Annotated in this window: 25 protein-coding genes; 15 read left to right on the top strand and 10 right to left on the bottom strand. The window is 61.8% G+C overall.

Features of this window, described 5'->3' with window-relative positions; all coding sequences use genetic code 11:
• Positions 1-2: 2 nt before the first annotated feature.
• Together CLU93_RS24380 and CLU93_RS24375 are read left to right on the top strand one after the other, a co-directional pair.
• Positions 3-1,502, top strand: coding sequence for a sugar ABC transporter ATP-binding protein (locus CLU93_RS24380; RefSeq protein WP_099763694.1), 1,500 nt, complete (start codon positions 3-5; stop codon positions 1,500-1,502).
• Positions 1,503-1,528: 26 nt separating this feature from the next.
• Positions 1,529-2,536, top strand: coding sequence for an ABC transporter permease subunit (locus tag CLU93_RS24375; RefSeq protein ID WP_099763693.1), 1,008 nt, complete (start codon positions 1,529-1,531; stop codon positions 2,534-2,536).
• Positions 2,537-2,609: 73 nt separating this feature from the next.
• Here CLU93_RS24375 and CLU93_RS24370 read toward each other — a convergent pair whose 3' ends face one another.
• The 4 genes from CLU93_RS24370 to CLU93_RS24355 form a co-directional block, all read right to left on the bottom strand.
• Positions 2,610-3,059 carry a GNAT family N-acetyltransferase gene (locus tag CLU93_RS24370; RefSeq protein WP_099763692.1) on the bottom strand — a complete coding sequence of 150 codons (450 nt, stop codon included), beginning with the start codon at positions 3,057-3,059 and terminating at the stop codon, positions 2,610-2,612.
• A 60-nt stretch (positions 3,060-3,119) separates the two neighbouring features.
• A complete protein-coding gene (locus CLU93_RS24365; RefSeq protein ID WP_099763691.1) occupies positions 3,120-4,115 on the bottom strand; it encodes an NADP-dependent oxidoreductase in 996 nt (331 codons plus the stop codon).
• A 99-nt stretch (positions 4,116-4,214) separates the two neighbouring features.
• A complete protein-coding gene (locus CLU93_RS24360; protein WP_099763690.1) occupies positions 4,215-4,517 on the bottom strand; it encodes a Dabb family protein in 303 nt (100 codons plus the stop codon).
• Between the two features lie 80 nt (positions 4,518-4,597).
• Entirely contained in the window at positions 4,598-5,776 is a 1,179-nt protein-coding gene (locus CLU93_RS24355; protein ID WP_099763689.1) for an acetyl-CoA C-acyltransferase, read from the bottom strand.
• A 233-nt stretch (positions 5,777-6,009) separates the two neighbouring features.
• Between CLU93_RS24355 and CLU93_RS24350 the strand changes: the two genes are divergently transcribed.
• Entirely contained in the window at positions 6,010-7,710 is a 1,701-nt protein-coding gene (locus CLU93_RS24350) for an MFS transporter (protein WP_099763688.1), read from the top strand.
• Between the two features lie 97 nt (positions 7,711-7,807).
• On the opposite strand, the gene CLU93_RS24345 is transcribed toward CLU93_RS24350, so the two are convergent.
• Both CLU93_RS24345 and CLU93_RS24340 read right to left on the bottom strand, forming a co-directional pair.
• On the bottom strand, positions 7,808-8,005 hold the full coding sequence (locus CLU93_RS24345; protein ID WP_099763687.1) for a hypothetical protein: 198 nt from the start codon (positions 8,003-8,005) through the stop codon (positions 7,808-7,810).
• Between the two features lie 131 nt (positions 8,006-8,136).
• Positions 8,137-9,060, bottom strand: coding sequence for a LysR family transcriptional regulator (locus tag CLU93_RS24340; RefSeq protein ID WP_099763686.1), 924 nt, complete (start codon positions 9,058-9,060; stop codon positions 8,137-8,139).
• A 97-nt stretch (positions 9,061-9,157) separates the two neighbouring features.
• On the opposite strand from CLU93_RS24340, the gene CLU93_RS24335 reads away from it, so the two are divergent.
• The 3 genes from CLU93_RS24335 (at position 9,158) to CLU93_RS24325 (ending at position 10,834) form a co-directional block, all read left to right on the top strand.
• Entirely contained in the window at positions 9,158-9,397 is a 240-nt protein-coding gene (locus CLU93_RS24335) for a DUF2798 domain-containing protein (RefSeq protein ID WP_071077234.1), read from the top strand.
• A gap of 95 nt (positions 9,398-9,492) precedes the next feature.
• Positions 9,493-9,897, top strand: coding sequence for a VOC family protein (locus CLU93_RS24330; protein WP_207781011.1), 405 nt, complete (start codon positions 9,493-9,495; stop codon positions 9,895-9,897).
• Positions 9,898-9,997: 100 nt separating this feature from the next.
• Positions 9,998-10,834 carry an alpha/beta fold hydrolase gene (locus CLU93_RS24325; protein WP_099763684.1) on the top strand — a complete coding sequence of 279 codons (837 nt, stop codon included), beginning with the start codon at positions 9,998-10,000 and terminating at the stop codon, positions 10,832-10,834.
• 123 nt (positions 10,835-10,957) lie between these two features.
• Here the strand turns inward: CLU93_RS24325 and CLU93_RS24320 are convergent, their stop codons facing one another.
• Both CLU93_RS24320 and CLU93_RS24315 read right to left on the bottom strand, forming a co-directional pair.
• A complete protein-coding gene (locus CLU93_RS24320; RefSeq protein ID WP_099763683.1) occupies positions 10,958-13,045 on the bottom strand; it encodes a 3-hydroxyacyl-CoA dehydrogenase NAD-binding domain-containing protein in 2,088 nt (695 codons plus the stop codon).
• 172 nt (positions 13,046-13,217) lie between these two features.
• Positions 13,218-14,870 carry a 3-(methylthio)propionyl-CoA ligase gene (locus CLU93_RS24315; protein WP_099763682.1) on the bottom strand — a complete coding sequence of 551 codons (1,653 nt, stop codon included), beginning with the start codon at positions 14,868-14,870 and terminating at the stop codon, positions 13,218-13,220.
• Between the two features lie 213 nt (positions 14,871-15,083).
• Between CLU93_RS24315 and CLU93_RS24310 the strand changes: the two genes are divergently transcribed.
• The 7 genes from CLU93_RS24310 (at position 15,084) to CLU93_RS24280 (ending at position 20,607) form a co-directional block, all read left to right on the top strand.
• Positions 15,084-16,562 (top strand): protein adenylyltransferase SelO, encoded by a 1,479-nt coding sequence (locus CLU93_RS24310; protein WP_099763681.1) that lies wholly within the window; start codon positions 15,084-15,086, stop codon positions 16,560-16,562.
• A 9-nt stretch (positions 16,563-16,571) separates the two neighbouring features.
• Positions 16,572-16,973, top strand: a complete 402-nt coding sequence (gene msrB, locus CLU93_RS24305; RefSeq protein ID WP_099763680.1) for a peptide-methionine (R)-S-oxide reductase MsrB — start codon at positions 16,572-16,574, stop codon at positions 16,971-16,973.
• Positions 16,974-17,057: 84 nt separating this feature from the next.
• On the top strand, positions 17,058-17,687 hold the full coding sequence (locus CLU93_RS24300) for a septation protein A (RefSeq protein WP_099763679.1): 630 nt from the start codon (positions 17,058-17,060) through the stop codon (positions 17,685-17,687).
• The gene (locus tag CLU93_RS24295; RefSeq protein ID WP_099763678.1) at positions 17,684-17,971 is read left to right on the top strand and encodes a BolA family protein; all 288 of its coding nucleotides are present in this window, start codon (positions 17,684-17,686) and stop codon (positions 17,969-17,971) included. The genes CLU93_RS24300 and CLU93_RS24295 overlap by 4 nt, the downstream gene beginning before the upstream one ends.
• Positions 17,972-18,055: 84 nt before the next feature.
• Positions 18,056-18,835 (top strand): peptidylprolyl isomerase, encoded by a 780-nt coding sequence (locus CLU93_RS24290; RefSeq protein WP_099763677.1) that lies wholly within the window; start codon positions 18,056-18,058, stop codon positions 18,833-18,835.
• A 115-nt stretch (positions 18,836-18,950) separates the two neighbouring features.
• Entirely contained in the window at positions 18,951-19,727 is a 777-nt protein-coding gene (locus CLU93_RS24285; protein ID WP_099763676.1) for a peptidylprolyl isomerase, read from the top strand.
• Between the two features lie 265 nt (positions 19,728-19,992).
• Positions 19,993-20,607, top strand: a complete 615-nt coding sequence (locus tag CLU93_RS24280) for a DNA alkylation repair protein (protein ID WP_257225080.1) — start codon at positions 19,993-19,995, stop codon at positions 20,605-20,607.
• Here the strand turns inward: CLU93_RS24280 and CLU93_RS24275 are convergent.
• Positions 20,570-21,256 (bottom strand): TetR/AcrR family transcriptional regulator, encoded by a 687-nt coding sequence (locus CLU93_RS24275; protein WP_099763674.1) that lies wholly within the window; start codon positions 21,254-21,256, stop codon positions 20,570-20,572. The two genes, CLU93_RS24280 and CLU93_RS24275, sit on opposite strands and share 38 nt — an antisense overlap.
• 108 nt (positions 21,257-21,364) lie before the next feature.
• On the opposite strand from CLU93_RS24275, the gene CLU93_RS24270 reads away from it, so the two are divergent.
• Complete coding sequence (locus CLU93_RS24270) at positions 21,365-22,063, top strand: DAPG hydrolase family protein (protein WP_099763673.1); 699 nt, start codon at positions 21,365-21,367, stop codon at positions 22,061-22,063.
• A 6-nt stretch (positions 22,064-22,069) separates the two neighbouring features.
• Here the strand turns inward: CLU93_RS24270 and CLU93_RS28695 are convergent, their stop codons facing one another.
• Positions 22,070-22,963 (bottom strand): GNAT family N-acetyltransferase, encoded by an 894-nt coding sequence (locus CLU93_RS28695; protein ID WP_180287931.1) that lies wholly within the window; start codon positions 22,961-22,963, stop codon positions 22,070-22,072.
• 153 nt (positions 22,964-23,116) lie between these two features.
• Between CLU93_RS28695 and ypfJ the strand changes: the two genes are divergently transcribed.
• Positions 23,117-24,010: a KPN_02809 family neutral zinc metallopeptidase gene (gene ypfJ, locus CLU93_RS24260; RefSeq protein WP_099763671.1), complete on the top strand. Its 894-nt coding sequence runs from the start codon at positions 23,117-23,119 to the stop codon at positions 24,008-24,010.
• The last annotated feature ends 28 nt before the right edge of the window (positions 24,011-24,038 follow it).

Raw genomic sequence — 24,038 nt, 5'->3', positions numbered from 1 at the left:
TCATGAGCGACGATATTATTTTTGAAATGCGCGGCATCGAGAAGCGCTTTGGCGCCACGCGCGCGCTGCGCGGCGTGCACCTGACGGTGCGCAGCGGCGAAATCCATGCCGTGATGGGCGAGAATGGCGCCGGCAAGAGCACCCTGATGAAAATCCTCTCGGGCGTGTACACGCCGGACGCAGGTGAAATCATCCTCGACGGCAAGCCGATCAAGATCCGCAACCCGGGCGAGGCCCGCGCGCTGGGCATCAACCTGATTTACCAGGAACTGAGCGTGGCCAAGAACATGACGGTGGCGCAGAACGTCTTCATGGGCAGCGAACCACAAGGACCGTTCTGGACCGTCAAGGGCGGCGAAATGCGCGCGCGCACCAACGCCATCCTGGCCGACCTCGGTTCCCGTTTCGACGCCGACACCATGGTGGCCAGCCTGTCGATCGCCGAGCAGCAGCAGGTGGAAATCGCCCGCGCCCTCGTGCACGAAAGCCGCATCCTGATCATGGATGAGCCCACAGCGGCCCTGTCCGACCGGGAAACCGAACAATTGTTCCGCATCATCGAAGAACAGCGCGACAAGGGCCTGGCCGTGCTGTACATCAGCCACCGCATGGCCGAGGTGGAGCGCCTGGCGCGCCGCATCACGGTGCTGCGCGACGGCGCCTATGTGGGCGAACTGGGCAAGGATGAACTGGATCAAAAGAAAGTCGTGCAAATGATGGTGGGCCGCCCCGCCGACGACTTTTATGCACACCAGCGGCGCACCACGCGGGGCGCCGAGCGCCTGCGCGTGGAAAACGTGGGCGGCGGCAAGGTCAAGCCTGCCTCGTTCGCCCTGCATGCGGGCGAAGTGACGGGACTTGCCGGCCTGGTCGGCGCGGGCCGCACGGAACTGGCGCGCCTGATCTTTGGCGCCGACAAGAAGCAATCGGGACAAGTGTGGCTCGACGGCCAGGAAGTACACATCAGGCAACCGCTGGCGGCGATACGCCACGGCATCGGCTATTTGCCGGAAGACCGCAAGAGCCTGGGCTTGTTCATGCAATTGTCGGCCATGGAAAACATGTCGATGAATATCCTGTCCAGGCATTCCACGGCGGGCGTGGTCAACCGTGGCGCCCTGACCCAGCTCACGCGCGAGGCGATTGCCAACCTCAACGTGAAAGTCTCGGGCCCGGAAGGCATCGTGGGGGGATTGTCTGGCGGCAACCAGCAGAAAGTCTTGCTGGCGCGCTGGCTGGCCATTGCACCGAAAGTGCTGATCCTCGACGAACCGACGCGCGGCGTGGACGTGGGCGCGAAGAGCGAAATCTATAAAATCATCCACCAGTTGGCGGATGCGGGCACGGCCGTGCTGTGCATTTCCAGCGAACTGGCCGAGCTGGTCGGCATTTGCGACCGCGTGATGGTGATGTGCGAAGGACGCCTGACGGGCGAAGTGACGGGCGACGACATCACGCAGGAAAACATCCTCGCCTATGCCACGCAGCTGGAAGCGGCATAAGAATAATCAACAGGAGATAGCAAATCATGACAACTACCACCCGCGGCGCCGCACGCGCCGGCGAACCCTTCAATGCCTCGAACCTGATGCGCCGCCTGGGCATGCTGCCCGTGCTGGTGGTGCTGTACCTGGCCATGTATGGCCTGACCGTGTATTTCTCGGCCGACGGCACGTCGACGTTCATGACCAGCAATAACACCATGAACATCTTCCGCCAGGTCTCGATCAATATCGTGCTGGCATCCGGCATGACCTTCGTCATTTTGACCAGCGGCATCGATTTATCGGTCGGCTCCGTGCTGGCCGTCTCGGCCGTAGCGGGCATGCTGATGTCCTTGTCGGCCCAGTTCGCCGGCTTTTCGATCCCCACGTTTTTGATCGTCGGCCTGCTGCTGGGTGCGCTCAATGGCGTGCTGGTGGCCCTCGTCGGCCTGAACCCCTTCGTCGTCACCCTGGGCACCATGACGGCCCTGCGCGGCGCCGCCTACCTGTTCGCCGACGGCACCAGCGTGCTGAACACGGAAATCCCGAGCTTCGAATGGATGGGCAACGGCAGCTTTTTGGCCATCCCCTGGCTGATCTGGCTGGCGGCCGCCGTCGTCGTGCTGACGTGGTTTATTTTGCGCAAGACGACCCTGGGCCTGCATATCTACGCCGTCGGCGGCAATATCCAGGCGGCACGCTTGACGGGCATCAAGGTCGGCCTCGTGCTGATGTTTGTCTACACGATCAGCGGCCTGTTCGCCGGCCTGGGCGGTGCCATGTCGGCCAGCCGTTTGTATGCGGCCAACGGCAACTGGGGTACCGGTTATGAACTCGATGCGATTGCGGCCGTCGTGCTCGGTGGCACGAGCCTGATGGGCGGCGTCGGTTCCGTCTGGGGCACCGTCATCGGCGCGCTGATCATCGGCGTGATGAACAATGGCTTGACGATTCTGGGACTGTCGTCGTTCTGGCAGTATGTGGCGAAGGGTGTCGTGATCGTGCTGGCCGTGATTCTGGACAAATGGCGCCAGTCGCACGCGCAGAACTGATGGTGCTGGTGGAGTCGGGTTACGCGCTGCGCGCTAACCCGACCTACCGTTGACGTCGTAGGTCGGATTAGCGCTACGCGCGTAATCCGACAACACCCTGGAACACCAGCCGCATCTCCACATGCGCAATCCCCGCCTCTTCAAATTGCTCCCCCAGCTGCACGAAACCGTGGCGCGCATAGAATGGCGCGGCCACGGTTTGCGCGTTCAGCACCACGGCGGCATCGCCCCGTTCACGCGCCTTGTCCATCAGCAAGGTAAGAATGGCGCCGCCCACGCCCGTGCCGCGGCCCGGCTGGCGCACGGCCATGCGACCGATATGGCCGTCCGGCCATAGCCGGCCCGTGCCGATGGCCTTGCCGGCCTCGTCATAGGCGACGGCGTGCAGGCAGAAGGCGTCCATGTCGTCGAGTTCGATCTCGGCCGGCACTTTCTGTTCATCGACGAAAACTTCAAAACGGATGGCGGTAGCGTCAGGGCCCAGGGTGGCCCAGTCGCCGAGGCGGATGGTGTGCTTGGTCATGGTGTAATGTAGAGACAGACAGGCCGTTATTGTCGCACGGTCTGCCTTTCCACAGAGAGATCAGCTGAGCTTGACCAGCTGCTTGCCGAAGTTGCGGCCTTTTAACAGGCCGATGAACGCTTCCGGTGCGCTGGCCAGGCCGTCGGCCACGGATTCGCGGAATGTCAGCTTGCCCGTCGCCACCAGGGTACCCAGTTCCGCCAGTCCCTGCGGCCAGAATTCCGGCTGCTCCGATACGATGAAGCCGCGCACGGTGAGGCGGTTGGTGAGGATGAAGCGGGCATTGTCGAGCGGCGTCGGTTCGCCATTGTAGCCGGCGATCCAGCCGCACACGGCCACGCGGCCAAACGCGTTGGTGCGCGCCAGCGCTGCATCGAAGATGGCGCCGCCCACGTTTTCAAAGATGGCGTCGATGCCGTCCGGCGTGGCCGCCGCCAGGTCGGACGCCAAGCTGCCCGCCTTGTAGTCGACGCAGGCGTCAAAACCCAGTTCCTCGACGACATAGCGGCATTTTTCCGCGCCGCCGGCGATGCCGACCACGCGGCAACCTTTCAGTTTCGCCAGCTGGCCCACGACGCTGCCCACGGCGCCGCTGGCGGCCGACACGACGACTGTTTCGCCCGCTTTCGGCACCATGATCTGGTTCAAGCCATACCAGGCCGTCATGCCCGGCATGCCGACGGCACCCAGGTAGGCCGAGGCAGGGATATGCGTCGTATCGACCTTGCGCAGCATCGTGCCGTCCGATACCGCCACTTCCGTCCAGCCCAAAGTACCGACGACGGTGTCGCCCACGGCGAACTTCGGATGCTTCGATTCGAGCACCACGCCCACCGTGCCGCCGATCATAGTTTCATCGAGCGCCTGCGGCGCCGCATAGCTTTTACTCGCACTCATGCGCCCGCGCATGTAAGGATCCAGCGACAGGAACTGGTTGCGTACCAGCAACTGCCCCTCCGTGATGGCGGGAATGTCTTTCGTTTCCAGGCGGAAGTTATTTGGCTGCACTTCGGCCGTGGGACGCGAGGCGAGGACGATGCGTTGGTAGGTGGTCATGCATGCTCCTGTTATTAATCAAATGAAACCCAAAGGCGACTACTGGGGTCGAACCCTGAGGGTTCGACCCCAGCCCTTCGCTTTGGGGTTAACGGGTTTTCAAATTTCGTAATCCATGCACTGCCTTGCTTCCCGCACGGCCCCAAAAAACGGCTTGATTTTGACGTGCTCGGGGTGGTTCTGGTAAGCGTCGAGCGCTGCGCGGCTGGCGAATTCGCTGTACAGGACGATGTCGTAGGTCGCTTCCAGGCCAGGCTGGGCCACGGCCGCTTCGAATTTCAGGATGCCGGGTACCAGCCCGGAACAGGAATCGAGCAGGGCCTTGAGCTTCAAGGCGTTCGTGGCGCGGTCGGCGCCTTCGGCGTGGTCTTTGAGTTTCCAGAAAACGATGTGCTTGATCATGGCGGGTGCGAGTAGGCAAAGGGAGCCGATACTGTAACCGCTATCGGCCCACTCTGCAGCACGCACGCCACCACGCCAGACTAGACGACTTCGAACAGCCCGGCCGCACCCTGCCCGCCGCCGATGCACATGGTCACCACCACGTATTTGACGCCGCGGCGCTTGCCTTCGATCAAGGCGTGGCCCGTCAGGCGCGCGCCCGACACGCCGTACGGATGGCCAACGGCAATCGCGCCACCGTTCACATTCAGGCGCTCCATGGGGATGCCCAGGGTGTCGGCGCAATACAGCACTTGCACGGCAAACGCTTCGTTGAGTTCCCACAGGCCGATGTCAGCCACCGTCAAGCCCGCCTTTTTCAGCAGTTTCGGAATCGCGTAGACGGGGCCGATGCCCATTTCATCGGGTTCACAGCCGGCCACGGCGAAGCCGCGGAAGATGCCCAGCGGCTGCAAGCCTTTTGCTTCGGCCACTTTCGCATTCATGACGATGGCCATCGAAGCGCCGTCGGAAAACTGGCTGGCATTGCCGGCGCTGATGACGCCACCGGGCATGGCGGAACGGATCTTGGCTACGCCTTCGTAGGTGGTATCAAAGCGGATGCCTTCGTCGCTGGAGATCGTCACTTCGCGCGACACCAGCATGCCGCTGGCCTTGTCGGCCACGCCCATGATGGTGGTCATCGGCACGATTTCCGCGTCGAACAGGCCGGCGGCCTGGGCGCTTGCTGCGCGCTGTTGGCTTTGCGCGCCATACACATCCTGGCGCTCGCGCGAAATCTGGTAGCGCTTGGCCACGGTTTCAGCCGTCTGCAGCATGGGCCAGTACACTTCCGGCTTGTGCTGCTGCAGCCAGACGTCGCGGTACATATGCGTATTCATTTCGTTTTGCACGCAGGAAATCAATTCCACGCCGCCCGCCGCATAGATATCGCCTTCGCCGGCGATGATGCGCTGGGCCGCAAGGGCGATGGCCTGCAAGCCCGAGGAACAAAAGCGGTTGACGGTCATGCCGGCCGTCGTGACGGGGCAGCTTGCGCGCAAGGCGACCTGGCGCGCGATGTTGCCGCCCGTGGCGCCTTCGGGGAAGGCGCAACCGACCAGCACGTCTTCCACTTCCTCCGCCTCGATGCGCGCGCGCTCGATGGCGGCGGCCAGCACGTGGCCGCCCAGGGTGGCGCCGTGCGTCATGTTGAACGCGCCCTTCCAGGACTTGGCAAGGCCCGTGCGGGCGGTCGATACGATGACGGCTTCATTCATGCTGTGTCTCCTTGTGGGAATGTTATATGGTCAATGATGGTATCTACGGAACGAGAATAGCACATTTAAGTACGGTCGTTCGCAAAGTTCTGGCGGATGGCAATTTGTAAGCCTGGTGTAAGTTTCAAGCAAGCATGACGTAAGGTTCGGAGAACACACTCGGCTCCAGCTGTTGCAAGAATGGTCAAAAAGACCTCGGCAATGGTTCACTATAAAACATAGGGAGACAAACCATGGCAACACCATCCGGCTCGGCCGACGTACGGAAATTTTCCACCAAGGGAACGCCGATTACACCTGAGGAACGCAAGGTCATCTTTGCATCCTCGCTCGGCACCGTCTTTGAATGGTACGATTTTTATCTGTACGGTTCGCTCGCTTCCATCATCGCCAAGCAATTTTTCATCGGCGACCCCACCACCACCTTCATCTTCGCGCTGCTGGCCTTTGCCGCCGGCTTCATCGTGCGTCCGTTCGGCGCGCTGGTCTTCGGCCGCCTGGGCGACATGATCGGCCGCAAGTACACTTTCCTGATCACGATTTTGATCATGGGCGGCTCCACCTTCATCGTCGGCTTGCTGCCGGGCCATGCCTCCATCGGCATCGCCGCGCCGATCATCCTCGTCATCCTGCGCATCCTGCAAGGCCTGGCACTGGGCGGCGAATACGGCGGCGCAGCCACCTATGTGGCCGAGCACGCGCCTGAAGGCAAGCGCGGCGCATTCACGGCGTGGATACAGACGACGGCAACCCTGGGCTTCTTCCTGTCGCTGATGGTCATCCTGGGCACCCGCCTGGCGACCGGCGAGAAGGATTTCGAGGCCTGGGGCTGGCGCATTCCCTTCCTGGTCTCCGTCATCCTGCTGGGTATTTCCGTCTGGATCCGCCTGGCCATGAACGAATCGCCTGCGTTTTCCAAGATGAAAGCCGAGGGCAAGACCTCGAAAGCGCCGCTGACGGAAGCGTTCGGCAAGTGGAAAAACCTGAAGATCGTCATCCTGGCCCTGATCGGCCTGACCGCCGGCCAGGCCGTCGTCTGGTACACGGGCCAGTTCTACGCCCTGTTCTTCATGATCCAGACTCTGAAAGTGGACCTGGCAACGGCCAACGTGCTGGTCGCCGTCGCCCTGCTGCTGGCCACGCCGTTCTTCCTGTTCTTCGGCAGCCTGTCGGACCGCATCGGCCGCAAGTACATCATCCTCGGCGGCTGCCTGATCGCCGCCCTGACCTACTTCCCGATCTTCAGCGGCCTGACCCACTTCGCCAACCCGGCGCTGGAAGCTGCACTGAAGAACTCGCCAGTGGTGGTGGTGGCCGATCCGGCTTCCTGCCACTTCCAGTTCAACATGACCGGCACCAAGAAGTTCCCATCGTCGTGCGACATCGCCACGGGCTTCCTGTCGAACAGCTCGGTGAACTACACGAAGGAAGATGCACCGGCCGGCTCAATCGCCAAGGTGCGCATCGGCACGAAGGAGTTTTCCTCGTTTAACGCAGTCATGACGGCCGACGGCCTGAACTTCGATGCCGAAAGCAAGACCCGCGAAGCGGCGCTGAAGAAAGAAATCGGCGCAGGCATCAAGGAAGCGGGCTACCCTGCGAAAGCCGATCCGGACCAGATCAACAAGCCGATGGTGGTCTTGCTGCTGTTCATCCTGGTGCTGTATGTGACCATGGTGTATGGCCCGATCGCCGCCATGCTGGTGGAAATGTTCCCGACGCGTATACGTTACACCTCGATGTCCCTGCCCTACCACATCGGTAACGGCTGGTTCGGCGGCTTGCTGCCGACCACGGCCTTCGCGCTGGTGGCCTTCAAGGGCGACATCTATTACGGCCTGTGGTATCCGATCGTTGTCGCCCTGGCGACTGTCGTGATCGGCACCCTGTTCGTCAAGGAAACGAAAGATAACAATATCTACGCTGACGACTGATCCGGTGCAATCCCCGGCCGCAATGCCGGGGCCTGCAATGCAAAACGCCGCTGACTGGTCAGCGGCGTTTGTTTTTTATACGGCGTAGGCGGCGAGCTTACTTGGTGCCCTGTTTCACCTGGTCGCGCTGCTGCACATATTCCTGGTAGCTGGTCTGGTTGCGCTTGCGGCAGGCATTGCGGTCGTCAAAATTATTGAGGCTATTGCAATACTCACCGATCTTGTCCCGGTTCGCGTCATACAAGACTTCACAGCCACTCATGGCCAGCAAGAAGGGAACGATCAGATATTTCATTGCTACTCTCATGGATAGGGACGAAATTGCGCACAAAAACACCAGATTGCCCACTGGATAAGCGAGCAAGCTTTATCTTAACGCGATCTTGACGAAAAGTACAAGCGCTCGGTATTACTGAGTAGAAAGGATCAGGGCAGTGTGGCGCCCTGCCCGTCCAACGCGTCGTTCAACAGCGGATTGCCCGCCGCAAACGCCGCCAGGTGCTCCAGCAGCACGCGCACGCGGGCCGGCAGATAGCGCCGCTGCGTCCAGACGGCGTACACATGGCGCGGCTGCGGCATCCAGTCGGGCAGCACGCGCACCAGCGAACCACGCGCCACTTCGTCGCGGCACTGCAGCAGCGGACACAGCAAGATGCCGATGCCCGCGTCGGCCATCTCCACGGCCAGGCGCATTTCATTGACGCGCAGGCGCGCCTGCGGTTCGATCAGCATTTCGGCGCCATCGCCGGGACGCCGCAAACGCCAGCTGCGCAGCGGTTCGGCCACGATCAGCTCGTGCTTTTCCAGCTCCTGCAAGTCGCGTGGCACGCCGGCGCGCGCCAGGTAGGCGGGCGCCGCCACCATCACCAGCGCGGCGCTGCCCAGCCGGCGCTGCATCAGCGAAGAATCGTCGAGCGCGCCCACGCGGATGGCCAGGTCGGCGCCGCTGCCCACCAGGTCTTGCAGCAGGTTCGACAGTTCCAGCTCCAGGCGGATATCCGGGTACTGCTGCATGAAGCTGACCCAGGCGGGCGTCAGCAAGCCGCTGGCGAAATTCACGGGCGCCAGCACGCGGATACTGCCCGAGACGGCCGACAGGCTGGCGTCGAGCTGCTGCGTCGCTTGCCGCAAGGCGTGCACCAGGGGACGGCACTGCTCGTAGTATTGCCAGCCTTCCGCCGTCGGCTGCAAGCGGCGCGCGCTGCGGTTGAGCAAGCGGTAGCCGAGCTGGCTTTCCAGCTTTTGCAGCCGGCGCGTGACGGTAGCGGCGGGCAAGTCTTCCTTGACGGCCGCCGCATGCAGGCTGCCCGCCTCGACGATGGCGACAAATAAGGCTAAATCATCAAGCATGATTGCATTTTTGGAATTTGAAATTAAAAATATGGCTCTAGTATAGATTGCTGCAAGTCGTTACGCTGGCATCTTTCCACTCTGTTGAAAGCACGCCATGTCCGATGCCCTGCGCCTGCGCTGCACGTTTGCCTTCCTGATGTCGCTGGTGATGACCCTGCTGATGAGCGCTTGGGTCACCTGGCTCAATATCGGCCTGCAGGCGGACTTCCTGCCCCGCTGGCGCCATGCGTTTTTTGCCGCCTGGCCCGTGGCCTTCTGCGCCGTGATGCTGTTCGCGCCCCGCGTGCAGCTGATGAGCCGCAGTATCGTCGCCCGGCTCGCCAGCCGGCCTTAACCGGCAGTCGGCCACCGCCGGTGTCACTCGGTTACTTCGGCCCACGGCCATCCTGATCCGGGCTATGCTATGGCGGTCCTTGTTTTTACAGTGGAATGCCCATGCTCGATCACGTTTCCCTTACCGTTGCCGACCTGGAGCGCGCCGAGCGCTTCTACGATGCCATCTTCGCCGCGCTGGGCGTGCCCAAGGTGGGCAGCGACCATGCCCATGCCTGGATAGGCTACGGCGAGCGCAGCGATGCCGAGCACCCCGAACGCAGCTATTTTTCCGTGCGCCTGGGCCCCAGGCCCGACGACGCACCGCGCCGCCACTGCTGCTTCAAGGCCGCCTCGCGCGCAGCCGTGGAAGCGTTCTGGCATGCGGGCCTGGCGCACGGCGGCATCGACCTGGGCGCGCCCGGCCTGCGCCACTATCACGCCAGCTATTACGCGGCCTTCCTGTTCGATCCGGACGGCAACCGCATCGAAGCCGTCTGCCATCGCGCCGACGCCGGCTGACAGCACGGGAAATCGGCCTCTGTTCAACGTTTCCACTTCCTTGCGATTTGCCTATAATGGCTGGCACGCCATACCGGTCCCTGCATCAAGAAGGAGATTCATGCATCATCTATTCGTCGGCCGCCCCGCGCGCACCATGCTCCTCTCCAGCGCCGGCTTGCTGCTGGCAGGCTGCTCTCTGTTGCCATCGACCCCGGTCACGCCGGGCGTGCCCGCCACGGCCGCCCTGCCCGACGCCAGCATCGCCTATGCCTTGAGTGGCCAGGGCGGCTTGCCCGTGGTGTTCCAGTCCGGCATGGGCGACGGCAAGGATGTGTGGGCCAAGGTGGTGCCCGAAGTGGCCAGGCAGCACCGCGTGCTCGTCTACGACCGTCCCGGCTACGGCGACAGCAAAAAAACCACCACGCCGCGCGACCCGTGCACCATCGCAGCCCAGCAGCGCGCCCTGCTGACGCAAGCGGGTCTGAAACCGCCGTATGTGCTGGTCGGTCATGGTTTGGGCGGGCTGTACCAGTATGTGTATGCCAGGCTGTACCCGCAAGACGTGGCCGGCCTGGTCTTGCTCGACCCCACGCACCCGCAGCAATGGAACCGCCTGCAAACGGACGCGTCCACCTACGCCATGCTCGTGAAGACGCGGCGCAAACTCATGTTCAACAGTACGGAATCGGCCGAATTCGATGCCCAGACGCAATGCCTGCAGCACGTCGACATGCGCAGCCCCCTGCGCGTGCCCGCCATGCTGCTGGTGCGCGACAAGTTCGGCATCGAGGAAATGGGCTCGTTTGAAAACGTGGTGCGGGCCCAGGAAAAGGACTGGCAGCGCCTGTCCGGCGCGCCAGCCATCGAGCGCATCACGGGCGCCGGCTACTACATCCAGAAAGACAACCCCGTCATCGTCAACGAGGCGGTCAAGATGGTGGCGAAGAAGAAGTAGTGGCGTCGGATTACGCGGCGTACCGCCGCTAATCCGACCTACGCCGACTTACTCAGTAGGTCGGATTAGCGTGGCGAAGCCGCGCGTAATCCGACAACATCGGGCGTCAACGGTAGCGCCGGATTAGCTATTGAAACCCTTGCCCTCGCCCGCCAGTTTCACCAGCAGCGGCGCAGGCGTCCACGCTTCGCCGTGGCGGCCTTTCGCGTAGCCGGCAATCGAATCGAGCACGTTCGGCAAGCCGACCGTATCGGCATAGAACATGGGGCCGCCACGGAACAGCGGGAAGCCGTAGCCCGTCAGATACACCATGTCGATATCCGACGCGCGCAGGGCGATGCCCTCTTCGAGGATGCGCGCGCCCTCGTTGACCAGCGCATACACGAGCCGTTCGACGATTTCCTGGTCGCTGATCTTGCGCCGCGCCACGCCGATGTCGGCGCAGTGCTGCACTATCATGGCGTTCACCTGCTCGGACGGATACGCCTTGCGGTCGCCCGCCTTGTAGTCATACCAGCCGGCGCCTGTCTTCTGGCCGTAGCGACCGAGTTCGCACAGCAAATCGGCCGTCTTCGAATACGTCACTTCCGGTTTTTCCACAGCGCGGCGCTTGCGGATGGCCCAGCCGATGTCATTGCCGGCCAGGTCGCCCATGCGGAACGGGCCCATGGCGAAGCCGAATTTCTCCACAGCCTTGTCGACTTGCTCCGGCAAGCAACCTTCTTCCAGCAGGAAACCGGCTTGCCGGCTGTATTGCTCGATCATGCGGTTGCCGATGAAACCGTCGCACACGCCCGAGACGACGCCCGTCTTTTTCAGTTTTTTCGACAGCGCCAGCGCCGTGGCCAGCACATCCTTTCCCGTTTCCTTGCCACGGACGATTTCCAGCAGTTTCATGACGTTCGCCGGGCTGAAAAAATGCGTGCCGATCACGTCTTGCGGGCGCTGGGTGAACGCGGCGATCTTGTCCAGGTCCAACGTGGACGTGTTCGAGGCGAGGATGGCGCCCGGTTTCATGACGGCATCGAGCTGCCTGAACACGGTTTCCTTCACGCCCAGCTCTTCGAAGACGGCTTCGATGACGATGTCGGCTTGCGCGATGTCGGCATACGCCAGCGTGCCGGAAACGAGCGCGATGCGCTGCTCGGCCTTCTCTTGCGTGAGCTTGCCTTTTTTCACCGTGTTTTCGTAATTCTTGCGGATGGTGGCCAGGCCCTTGTCCAGCGCTTCCTGTTTGGTTTCCAGCAGCATCACGGGGATGCCCGCGTTGGCGAAGTTCATGGCGATGCCGCCGCCCATGGTGCCGGCGCCCACGATGGCGGCGCTGGCGATGCTGCGCACGGGGGTATCGGCCGGCACGTCGGGCACCTTGCTGGCGATGCGTTCGGCAAAGAAGGCGTGGCGCAAGGCTTTCGACTCGGGCGACTGCACCAGCTGCATGAACAGCTCGCGCTCGTACTTCAAGCCATCGTCGAACTTCATCGTCACGGCGGCCGCTACGGCATCGACGCATTTCAGCGGTGCAGGGAACGGGCCGGACATGGCTTTGACCGTATTGCGCGAAAACTGCAGGAACGCTTCATGGTTCGGGTAATCGACCTTGCGCTCGCGCACCTTCGGCAGCGGGCGCACATCGGCCACTTTCGTGGCGAAGGCCACGGCGGCTTGCAACAAGTCGGCGCCGGGGGCGATGACTTCGTCGAACAGGGCCGTGCCGGCCAATTTCTCTGACGCCACGGGCGTGCCCGAGACGATCATGTTGAGGGCCATTTCCAGGCCCAGCACGCGCGGCAGGCGCTGTGTGCCGCCCGCGCCCGGCAAGATGCCGAGCTTGACTTCCGGCAAGGCCATCTGCGCGCCCGGCGCGGCCACGCGGTAGTTGCAGCCCAGCGCCAGCTCCAGGCCACCGCCCATGCAAACGCTGTGGATTGCCGCCACCACCGGCTTGGTCGATTGCTCGACGACGTTGATCAGGGTGTGCAGGGTCGGTTCCGTGAGCGCCTTGGGCGAATTGAATTCCTTGATGTCGGCGCCGCCCGAAAAGGCCTTGCCGGCGCCCGCGATGACGATTGCTTTGACGGCCTCGTCCGCCAGCGCCTGGCGGATGCCGGCCACGGCGGCCGTGCGCGTAGCCAGGCCCAGTCCATTGACGGGCGGATTGGCGAGGGTAATGACGGCAACGGCGCCGTTCACTTGATATTCAGCACTCATGTCTCTTCCTTACTGGTGTATTGGTGTTTACTTGGCGATGAAGTAGTTGCAAGGGATGAAGCTTCACTATACCGCATAAAAGAACGATCGTATTATTTTTTGTCGCGGCGCGCAGTGACGGTACCGGCCATCATGGTACAACAGCGCCCCCCCTCCTTGCGCGCCACCTCGATTACATGCCGGGCAACTGGTGGCCCTTGAACTGCTCGCGCAGCTTGTTCTTCTGGATCTTGCCCGTGGCGCCCATGGGCAAGGCGTCGATGAACAGCACGTCGTCCGGCGTCCACCACTTGGCGATCTTGCCCTCGAAGAACTGCAACAAAACCTCGCGCGTGACCGTCATGCCGGGACGTAGCACCACCACCAGCACGGGCCGCTCATCCCATTTCGGGTGGAATACGCCGATGCAGGCCGCTTGCAGCACGGCCGGATGGGCCATGGCCAGGTTTTCCAGGTCGATGGTGCCGATCCACTCGCCGCCCGACTTGATCACGTCCTTGCTGCGGTCGGTGATCTGCATGTAGCCATCCGCGTCGATGGTGGCCACATCGCCCGTGGGGAACCAGCCATCCTGCAGCACGTCGCCGCCCTCGTTCTTGTAGTACGACGAGATGATCCACGGCCCTTTCACCAGCAAATGGCCATAGGCGACGCCATCCCACGGCAATTCCTTGCCGTCGTCGTCGACGATCTTCATGTCCACGCCGTAGATCGCATGGCCCTGCTTTTGCAGGATCTTGCGCTGTTCGTCCTTCGGCAAGTCCAGGTGCTTGGTCTGCAAGCCTCCCGCCGTGCCCAGCGGCGACATTTCCGTCATGCCCCAGGCGTGGATGACTTCCACGTCGAACTTGTCGATCAGGGTATCCATCATGGCCGGCGGGCAAGCCGCGCCGCCGATCACCGTGCGGCGGAAAGTGGAAAATTTCAAGTTGTTCTGCAAGGCGTGATTCAGCAGCCCCAGCCAGACGGTGGGCACGCCGGCCGAGAACGTTACTTTTTCCGCCTCGAACAGCTCGTACAGCGACTTGCCATCGAGCGCCGCGCCGGGAAAGACCATGCGCGCGCCGGACAGGGGCACGGAATACGGCAAGCCCCAGGCATTCACGTGGAACATGGGCACGACGGGCAGCACCGTGTCGGAAGCGCGCACGTTCAGGCCGCTGGGCATGGCCGACGCATACGCGTGCAGCACGGTGGAGCGGTGCGAATACAGGGCGCCCTTGGGGTTGCCCGTCGTGCCCGAGGTGTAACACAGGGTGGCGGCCGCGTTTTCATCGAACAGGGGCCAGGTGTAATCGTCGGAATGCGTGGCGATCAAGTCTTCATAGCACAGCAGGTCGGGGATGCTGCTGCTGGCCGGCATGCGCTCGCGGTCGCACATCAGCACAAAATGGCGCACGAAGGTGCAGTCGGCGGCGATTTTCTCCACCACGGGCAGGAAAGTTAAATCGAACAGCAAGACCTGATCTTCCGCGTGATTCGAGATATAGGCGATCTGGTCGGGAAACAGGCGCGGATTGATGGTGTGCAGCACGGCACCCGAGCCGGACACGGCATAGTAGGCTTCCAGGTGGCGGTAGCCATTCCAGGCCAGCGTGGCAACCCGGTCGCCCATGCCGACGCCGAGGCCATGCAGGGCATTGGCCAGGCGGCGCGCGCGCTGGTGGCAATCGCGGTAGGTGTAGCGGTGCATATCGCCCTCCACCCGCCGCGAAATGATTTCGCTGCCTGCATAATGACGCGCTGCAAACTCGATAATGCTGGAAATCAGCAGGGGCTGATTCATCATCTGGCCCATCACTGGACTCAAGGGAAATGCCGACATCGTGTCTCCTGGGCTGGCTACTCGGTTATTGTAGGAATTTAAAGATTTTCCTTAGTTTCGTACGGTCGTGCGGAAATCGTCAACGCATTTCGATATTGCAATGCAGCATGGAATTTTCGATTCCGTTTTTTGCAGTGCCGGCGTCCGGTACGGACCTTCGCGCCGTGCGGTAAAATCGTGTTCCAGCCTGGCGCACCTTGCCGGCGCATCTACTTGAATGGAATCGCCATCACCGCTCATACCTTACCACTGGACAATGCCTTTGCGACATTGCCGCCCGCGTTCTATACGCGGCTGATGCCCACGCCCCTGCCCGCGCCCTACTTTGTCGCCGCCAGCGCGCCGGCGGCAAGCCTGATCGGACTCGATGCCGCGCGCCTGGCGCAAGCCGATTATGTGGAGCTGCTGATCGGCAATACCGTCGCCGAGCGCTCGCTGCCCCTGTCGGCCGTGTATTCGGGCCACCAGTTCGGCGTCTGGGCCGGCCAGCTGGGCGATGGCCGCGCCATCTTGCTGGGCGATATCGCCACCGAACACGGCCCGATGGAGCTGCAGCTGAAAGGCGCCGGCGCCACGCCGTATTCGCGCATGGGCGACGGACGCGCCGTGCTGCGCTCGTCCATCCGCGAATTCCTGTGCTCGGAAGCCATGGCGGCGCTGGGCATTCCCACCTCGCGCGCGCTGTCCATCATGGGGTCGCAGCAAGGCATCATGCGCGAAACGGTCGAGACGGCCGCTGTCGTCACGCGCATGGCGCCCAGTTTCGTGCGCTTCGGCTCGTTCGAGCACTGGTTTTACCGCAAGAAGCCGGACGAGCTGAAAATCCTTGCCGATTACGTCATTGACAGCTTTTATCCCCATTTGCGCGCTGCGGCAAATCCGTATCAAGCCTTGCTGGCCGAAGTGTGCGTGCGCACGGCGCACATGATCGCGCACTGGCAAGCCGTGGGCTTCATGCATGGCGTGATGAATACGGACAATATGTCGATCCTGGGCCTGACCCTCGATTACGGCCCGTTCGGCTTCATGGAAGCGTTTGACACGGAACACATCTGCAACCATACGGACCAGCAGGGCCGCTATTCCTACGCCAACCAGCCGCAGGTGGGCCACTGGAATTGCTATGCGCTGGGCCAGGCCCTGCTGCCGCTGATCGGCGAAGTGGAACTGGCGCAGGCGGCGCTGGACAGCTACCAACCCGCCTTTGCGGAGAAGATGAATGCCTTGCTGCGCGCCAAGCTGGGTTTACAGACCATCCAGGACGACGATACGGCGCTATTCGACAGCATGTTTGCGCTGATGCAAGCCAATCACGTCGATTTCACCAACTTTTTCCGCGCCCTGGCGACACTGCAGGTGGCCGCCCCAGAGCACGACACGGCGCTGCGCGACCTGTTCATCGACCGCCCCGCCTTCGATACGTGGGCGGCGCAATACCGTGCGCGCCTGTCGCAGGAGCACAGCGTCGATGCCGAACGGCAAGCGGCCATGAACGGCGTCAACCCGAAATACGTGCTGCGCAACTACCTGGCGCAAGTGGCCATCGAAAAAGCCCAGCAGCAGGACTACACGGAAGTGGCGAAATTGCTGGAAATACTGCAAAAGCCATTTGACGAACAGCCCGAACACCAGCACTATGCGGCCCTGCCGCCCGACTGGGCCAGCCACCTTGAAGTCAGTTGCTCATCCTGAGGAGTCATTATGACCACCAATAAAGTCAAGAAAACCGACGCCGAATGGCGCGCCATGCTCGATTCCATGCAATACGAAGTCACGCGCCACGCGGCCACGGAACGGGCCTTCACGGGCAAGTTCTGGGACCACCACGAACACGGTGTCTACACCTGCGTCTGCTGCAACACGCCGTTATTTGCCTCGGACACGAAGTTCGATTCCGGCTGCGGCTGGCCCAGCTATTTCCAGGCGCTGGACCCGGCCAACGTGACGGAGATTGTCGACCGTACCCACGGCATGCTGCGCACGGAAATCGTCTGCGCCGTTTGCGACGCCCACCTGGGCCACGTCTTCCCGGACGGCCCGCCGCCGACCGGCTTGCGCTATTGCATCAATTCGGCTTCCTTGCGCTTCGATCCGCAGCCTTGAGACACCGGTATAGCTTGGGAGCGCCACGGTTGCTCCTAAGCCATTCCTAAGATGATTTTAATAAGACCAGTGTAAAGTCTCGCCATGAAATTTCTATTCGACCTATTCCCCCTGATCGCCTTCTTCGCCGCCTTCAAACTGGGCGGCATGTATGAAGCGGCTACGCACGATTTCGTGCAGCAATATTTGTCCGGCTTCGTGTCTGGCGGCCTGATCAAGGCTGACCAGGCGCCATGGATACTCGCCACCCTGGTCGGCATCGTCGCCACCGCCTGCCAGGTCAGCTATCTGCTGCTGCGCGGGCGCAAGGTGGACGGCATGCTGTGGCTGTCGCTGTTCATCTTTGTCGTGTTCGGCGGCGCCAGCATTTACCTGCATGACGATTTCTTTCTGAAATGGAAGCCGACCCTGATCTACTGGCTGTCCGGCCTGGCCCTGCTGATCGCCCATGTGGGCTTCAAGAAAAACCTGATCCGCAAGACCATGGAAGCACAAGTGCAATTGCCTGATGCCGTCTGGAACCAGTTGCTGGCGGCATGGATCATTTTCTTTGGCGCCATCGGCGCACTGAATTTGTTCGTCGCCTTCGTGCTGTACAAGGGTGACATGGCCGCCTGGGTCAGTTTTAAAGCGTTTGGCGCGACGGGCATCTTCTTTGCCTTCATCGTGCTGCAAACCCTGTTCCTCGCCAAACATATCAAGGAAGACGCATGATGACGAACGACACGACAACGCGCATGCAGCGCATTCGTACCCGCCTGGAAACGGCACTTTCCCCTCTGGAATGCGTGCTGGAAGACGACTCGGCGCGCCACCGGGGCCATGCAGGCGCCGCCTCGGGCGGAGGCCATTACAATCTACGCATTATTTCTAGTCAATTTGAAGGGCTCAGGCTCGTCATGCGCCATCGACTGGTGTATGATTCCGTGCACGATATGATGCATAATGAGATACATGCATTGGCGATTGTGGCCCTGGCGCCGTCCGAAGTAGTGTAAGGATGGTGTTTTGGTGTACCCGAGCCATGTTATCAATTTCTTTCCATGCGTTTTTTACGAAACTTTCCCTAACAGGATTTAATAATGACTTTTAAGCCAGCCCGCTTGCTGATCGCACTACTCGCCGTTGTCGCGGTACCTGTTTTTGCGCAAAATGTTGCCGTTGTTAATGGCAAGCCTATCCCATCGTCGCGCGTTGATGCAGTCGTCAAGCAAGTCGTCGCCCAAGGCCAGCAACCGGATTCGCCGCAATTGCGCGAAATGATCAAGAAGGACTTGATCGGCCGTGAAGTGCTGATGCAAGAAGCGGAAAACAAAGGTTTCGGTAAAGATGCAGCCGTCAAGCAGCAAATCGAGAACGCACGCCAGGCTATCGTCATCAACGCCCTGGTCGGCGACTACCTGAAAAAGAACCCCGTCAACGACGCTGAAATCAAGGCAGAATACGACAAGTTCGTAGCCCAGACGGGCGACAAGGAATACCACGTGCGCCACATCCTGGTGGCCACCGAAGCCGAAGCGAAAGACATCATCGCCAAGCTGAAAGCCGGCGCCAAGTTCGAAGACCTGGCCAAGCAATCGAAAGATGCCGGTTCGGCCGACAATGGCGGCGACCTGGACTGGGCAGCCCCATCGTCGTTCCCGAAAGTGTTCTCCGACGCCTTCGTGAAACTGCAAAAAGGCCAGGTCACCGACACTGCGGTGCAAACGCCTAACGGTTTTCACGTGATCAAGCTGGACGACACCCGCGCGGCCAAGCTGCCGACCCTGGAAGAAGTCAAGCCACAGATCGCCGAAGCGCTGCAGCAAAAGAAACTGCAAGCGTATCAGGAAGAAATGATCAAAAAAGCAAAAGTTCAGTAAGAACTGACTCCCCGGCGCCCTTTTCGGCGCCGGTCGTGTATTCTGCGCCTGAATGCGCACTGCGCGACAGTTGCGATCTTTTGTACCGGTTTTTGTATACTTATTAGGAATAAACATGATTTTGAAGCCAGCCCGCCTGATCTTAGCCCTGGTCGCCGTCGTCGCGATCCCTGCCTTCGCGCAAAACGTCGCCACCGTAAATGGCAAGGCCATCCCATCGTCGCGCGTTGACCAGGTCGTCAAGCAAGTCGTCGCCCAAGGCAAGCAAGCCGATTCGCCGCAATTGCGCGAAGCCATCAAAAAAGACCTGATCGGCCGTGAAGTGCTGATCCAGGAAGCCGACAAGCAAGGCTACGGCACGCGTGCGGAAGTCAAGTCGCAGATCGACAATGCCCGTCAAAGCATCATCATCAATGCCCTGCTGGCCGACTACGTCAAGAAGAACCCTGTCAAGGACGCTGAAATCAAGGCCGAGTACGACAAGTTCAAGGCACAAGCTGGCGACAAGGAATACCATGCACGCCACATCCTGGTGGCCACCGAAGCGGAAGCGAAAGACATCATCGCCAAGCTGAAAGGCGGCGCCAAGTTCGAAGAACTGGCGAAAGTATCGAAAGACGGTTCCGCAGCCAATGGCGGCGACCTGGACTGGGCTAGCCCAGCTTCGTACGTGAAGCCATTCTCCGACGCCATGGTGGCCCTGAAACCAGGCCAGGTCACGCAAACGCCGGTGCAATCGCAATTCGGCTTCCACGTGATCAAGCTGGAAGAAACCCGTCCGACGAAGCTGCCGTCACTGGAAGAAGTCAAGGGCCAAGTGGCCGAGTCGCTGCAACAGAAGAAACTCGCCGCTTACCGCGACGAACTGATGAAGAAGGCAAAAGTCCAGTAAAAACGCCTGATATAAGCTACTGCGCGTCGCGCTTTGCGGCCTACGATGCTCACCGCCTCGGCGGCCCCGTACTTTCGTACGGTTGCGCGTCTCGGCCACAAATCGCTGCCGCTCGCTACGCTTCTATCAGCCGTTTGGATGGCTGGACAAGAGCGCTCCCTGGGGGCGCTTTTTTTACGCCTGAAAAAAGCGAGATGCGATGAATCTACATGAAGAATTAAGGATAGCACTCGAAACAGTCGCCAACCCCACCCGTGCGGCGCCCATGCAAGCCTATATGCGCGACCAGTTCGTGTTCCTGGGCGTGGCGGCACCGCAGCGGCGCCTGGCCGCCAGGGGCTTGCTGGCGGGCTTGAAAGGCATCGATGCCGATGTGCTGCTGGAACATGCACAACTGCTGTGGCAGCAGCCGCAGCGCGAATACCAGCACGTGGCGCTCGACATGCTGGCCCTGCACAGGCGCCAGCTGCGCGTCGAACACCTCCCCGCCCTGCTCGGCCTGGCGCGCCAGCGCGCCTGGTGGGACAGCGTCGACGGCATGGCGGGCATCGTCGGCGACGTGCTGCAAGCGGAACTGCGGCGCGGCGGCGATGGCCATGCGCATATGCTCCCGGCCTTGCAGCACGAAGATTTCTGGCTGCGCCGCATCGCCATGCTGCACCAGCTGGGCTGGCGCGCCGACACGGATGCCGGCTGGCTGTTCGACGCGGCGCTGGCGCTGGCGCATGAAGACGAGTTTTTCATCCGCAAGGCCATCGGCTGGGCCCTGCGCGATTACGCGCGCCATGCGCCGGCAGAAGTGCTCGCTTTTGCTACGCAGCACCGCCAGCAACTATCGCCGCTCAGCTACCGCGAAGCGCTGAAACACCAGCCACCTTGAACGACGATCCGCCCAGCAATCGCAGCGCCGCATCGATGCGCGCCGCCGCATCCCAGGCCGGCACGGGCGCCAGCTGCCCCAGCGCCATCTCCCGCAGCGGCTCGGCAATCACCATGGCCAGCAGCAAGCCGGCCAGTTCCGACGCGTCGCCGAGCACCACGTGGCCCCGCGCTGCCTGGCGCTGCAACCACTCGGCCAGCAGCGCGGTGCCCCGCTCGATGCCGTTGCGCTGATACACGGCCAGCAAATCCGCGCGCGCGGGAAACTCCGTGCACAGCAAACGGAACAGGCCGACGGCGTCCGCCGTCAGCACGCGCGCCGCCATCGCCTGCAAGATCTCCTTCAATAATGGCAACACTTCGCCGGGCACGACCGCATCGTGCGCCATGGCCGGCAAAAATGCGTCCGTCCAGCCGCGCACCACCAGGGCGACCAGTTCCTCGCGATTGGCCGCATATTGATACAGCGACTTCTTGGCCATGCCCGCGTGGCGCGCCACCGCTTCCATGGTCGTGGCCGCATAGCCTTCGTGCAGCAGCAGCCAGGTGGCCGCCTGCACGGCCGCCTCGCGCGCTTCCTCGGGCGGACGCGCCGGACGGCCCCGTCCACGCACAGCCTTGCTCTCTGTATTGCTTTCTTCATCCAGCATGCCGACTCCCGTCTTGATCGATGGGCAATTCTACACTGAAACATATTTTGGAAACGTCACGCGTTTCTTTAATATATAATTGTCTCACCCCCAACAAAGGAGAACGACATGACGCAGCCTATTGAATTCCCATGGAGCATCACCAACACGGGCGACTTGCTCGACCCGTTTCCCCTGCACCTGGAAACGGGCGTTACGCGCCTGGACGACGGTTGCCTGCTGGTGGCGGCGCGCACGGAACTGCACGGCTGTAGTGGCCGCATGCTGGACTGGTGGTTTACGTTTTTCGAGACGACGCAGCACATCAAATGGTGGCATCCGCACGATCATGTGGCCCATCACGGCTGGAACAGTGCATGGAAAAAGGGAGAGAGTTATTACGGCGCCTCGATCGAGGCGGTGGAGTCCTTGGGCGACATTCCACCCGTGAAAGCCAAGCTGAAGTTCCATGATCCGAAAGAAGTATTTGATCCGGCGCAACTGCAACTGGCCAAGGACAGCGGCGCCCTGTCGGCCGCCATCTGCGCGCGCATCGGCTTTGGCGAGCACGTGCAACTGGACCCGCAGGGCGACCCGCTCGACGGCGAAATGCTGCATTTGACGCGCGACACGCCCACGGGTTGCGTGCTGCGCAGCCGCTTCCTGCTGGGACGCAACAGCCTCGATCCCGTGCGCGACGTGCCCGACGTGCTGGGCCTGAACCTGCTGCGCCATTGCTACAGCGAATTTACCTATCTGTCGCGTTTCCTGCCATCCTTGTACTACGGCGAGCGCGCCAATGGGGAAAAGGCCCCGCTGCCCTGGTAAGCTGCCTTACAGCCGCTTGTGCATGCGCGCCAGCGGCAGTTTGATGTCATCGGGCAAGTCCAGGTGAAAATCTTCCGTGACGGCAAAACCGCTGGCCAGGTACAGCGGCACGCCGGGCAAGGTGGCAGCCAGTTCCAGTGCCGTAAAACCGGCGGCCAGCGCCTGGCGTTCGCAATGGCGCATCAGCATGCTGCCCAGGCCCTGGCGCGCGGCGCCTGGCTCGACAAAAAAGGCGCGGATGCGGCCAGGCTGGCTGGCCGGGTCGAGCAGCGGGTCCGGCCCGCTCTTGGCGCGGTCGGCGCCGTACAGGGTGGCGCGCTGGCTCCAGCCGCCGCAGGCCAGCATGGCGCCGTCGCGCTCGATGACGAAATACGTCCGGTCGGCAACGAGCTGCGTATCGACGCCAAATACGTGGCGCGTCACGGCCTCGGCCTGTTCCTGCGTATAAAAGCCCGCGCTCAATGCCACGCCGGAACGGGCGATCAGTGCATTCATGGCGGGCACATCGGCCGGCAGCGCCACGCGCAAGCTGGTCAAAGTGCCAAAGCTGAACCAGGCGCGGCTGATGCGGCCCCGCTCCACCTCATACGTCGCCACCAGTTCTTGCGCGGAAACACCGCCCGGCGTGTCGCCATGCACGATTTCATGATCGATCACCAGCTTGCCGCAAGCGATGCGGTTGAGCAACTGCGCCTGCGGCCGACTGGCAGCGAAACGCGCCGTGAAACGGGGACCGATCTGCGCGCTGCCCGTGGCCAGCAAGGTATCCGGGTGCTGGAATTGCTGCGCATCATCGGCATAGATGGCCAGCAGGGCGGGCACGTCGTGCGCGTTGTAGGCGTCCAGTTGGGCCTGAACCACCGCCGTGGGCGAAATGCGTGTATCGTTGGCAAGCACCATGGTGCACCTGTTGTGATGTGGTTGGAAAGTTGCAAAGCGTAACATTGTCGCCCCTGTCGCGGCGCGGTTTACTGCGATAATAACAAGATTCCCCTCAAGCAGCATGTTGAGGCGTCACCAATCAATCGCGCAATCGCAGCAGGAGTAAAGATCATGAAATGGGAAGGCAATCGCGAAAGCGACAATGTGGAAGACCACCGTGGCGAAGGAGGCGGTGGTGGAAGCGGTGGCGGCGGTTTCGGCTTTGGCGGGCGCTCGATCGGCATCGGCACCATCGTCATCGCCCTCGTCGGCTCATATGTGCTGGGCGTCAATCCCCTGACCTTGCTGAATCTGCTCAGCGGCGGTGGCGGCCAGGTCAGCACCCAGCAAAGCCAGTCGCCGGCGCGCCAGCCGCCTGAATCGGATGAGATGGCCCGCTTCGTGAAAACCGTGCTGGCCGATACGGAAGACACGTGGGGCGCCCTGTTCAAGGCCGAAGGGGGCACCTATGTGCAACCCAAGCTGGCGCTGTTTTCGGGCAGCATCCCCACAGCCTGCGGCACGGGCCAGAGCGCCAGCGGCCCCTTCTATTGCCCTGGCGACCAGAAAGTCTACCTGGACCTCGATTTCTTCAATCTGATGCAGCAGCGCTTCAAGGTGTCGGGCGAATTTGCGCAAGCGTATGTGATCGCGCATGAAGTGGGCCACCACGTGCAAAACCTGCTGGGCTTGTCCGAAAAGGTCGACAAGGCGCGCCGCACGCAATCGGAGCGCCAGGCCAACGCCATGTCCGTGCGCCTGGAATTGCAAGCCGACTGCTTTGCCGGCGTCTGGGCATTCCACGCGAACGCCGACCGCAAGATCCTGGAACAAGGCGATGTGGAAGCGGCACTGAAAGCGGCCACGGCCATCGGCGACGATGCGCTGCAACGCCAGTCGCAAGGCCATGTCGTGCCCGACTCATTTACGCACGGCACTTCGGAACAGCGCGTGCGCTGGTTCAGCAAGGGCATAGCGAGCGGCCAGATGTCCCAGTGCAACACGTTTGAGGCGCGCCAGCTGTAATGCAGGCAAAGCCAGCATGCCGCCTGGT

It is taken from the genome of Janthinobacterium sp. 35 (assembly GCF_002754575.1).
Taxonomy (GTDB): Bacteria; Pseudomonadota; Gammaproteobacteria; order Burkholderiales; family Burkholderiaceae_D; genus Janthinobacterium; species Janthinobacterium tructae.
The sequence above is the reverse complement of the archived record's forward strand: the minus strand, read 5'-3'. Positions and strand labels throughout refer to the sequence as shown.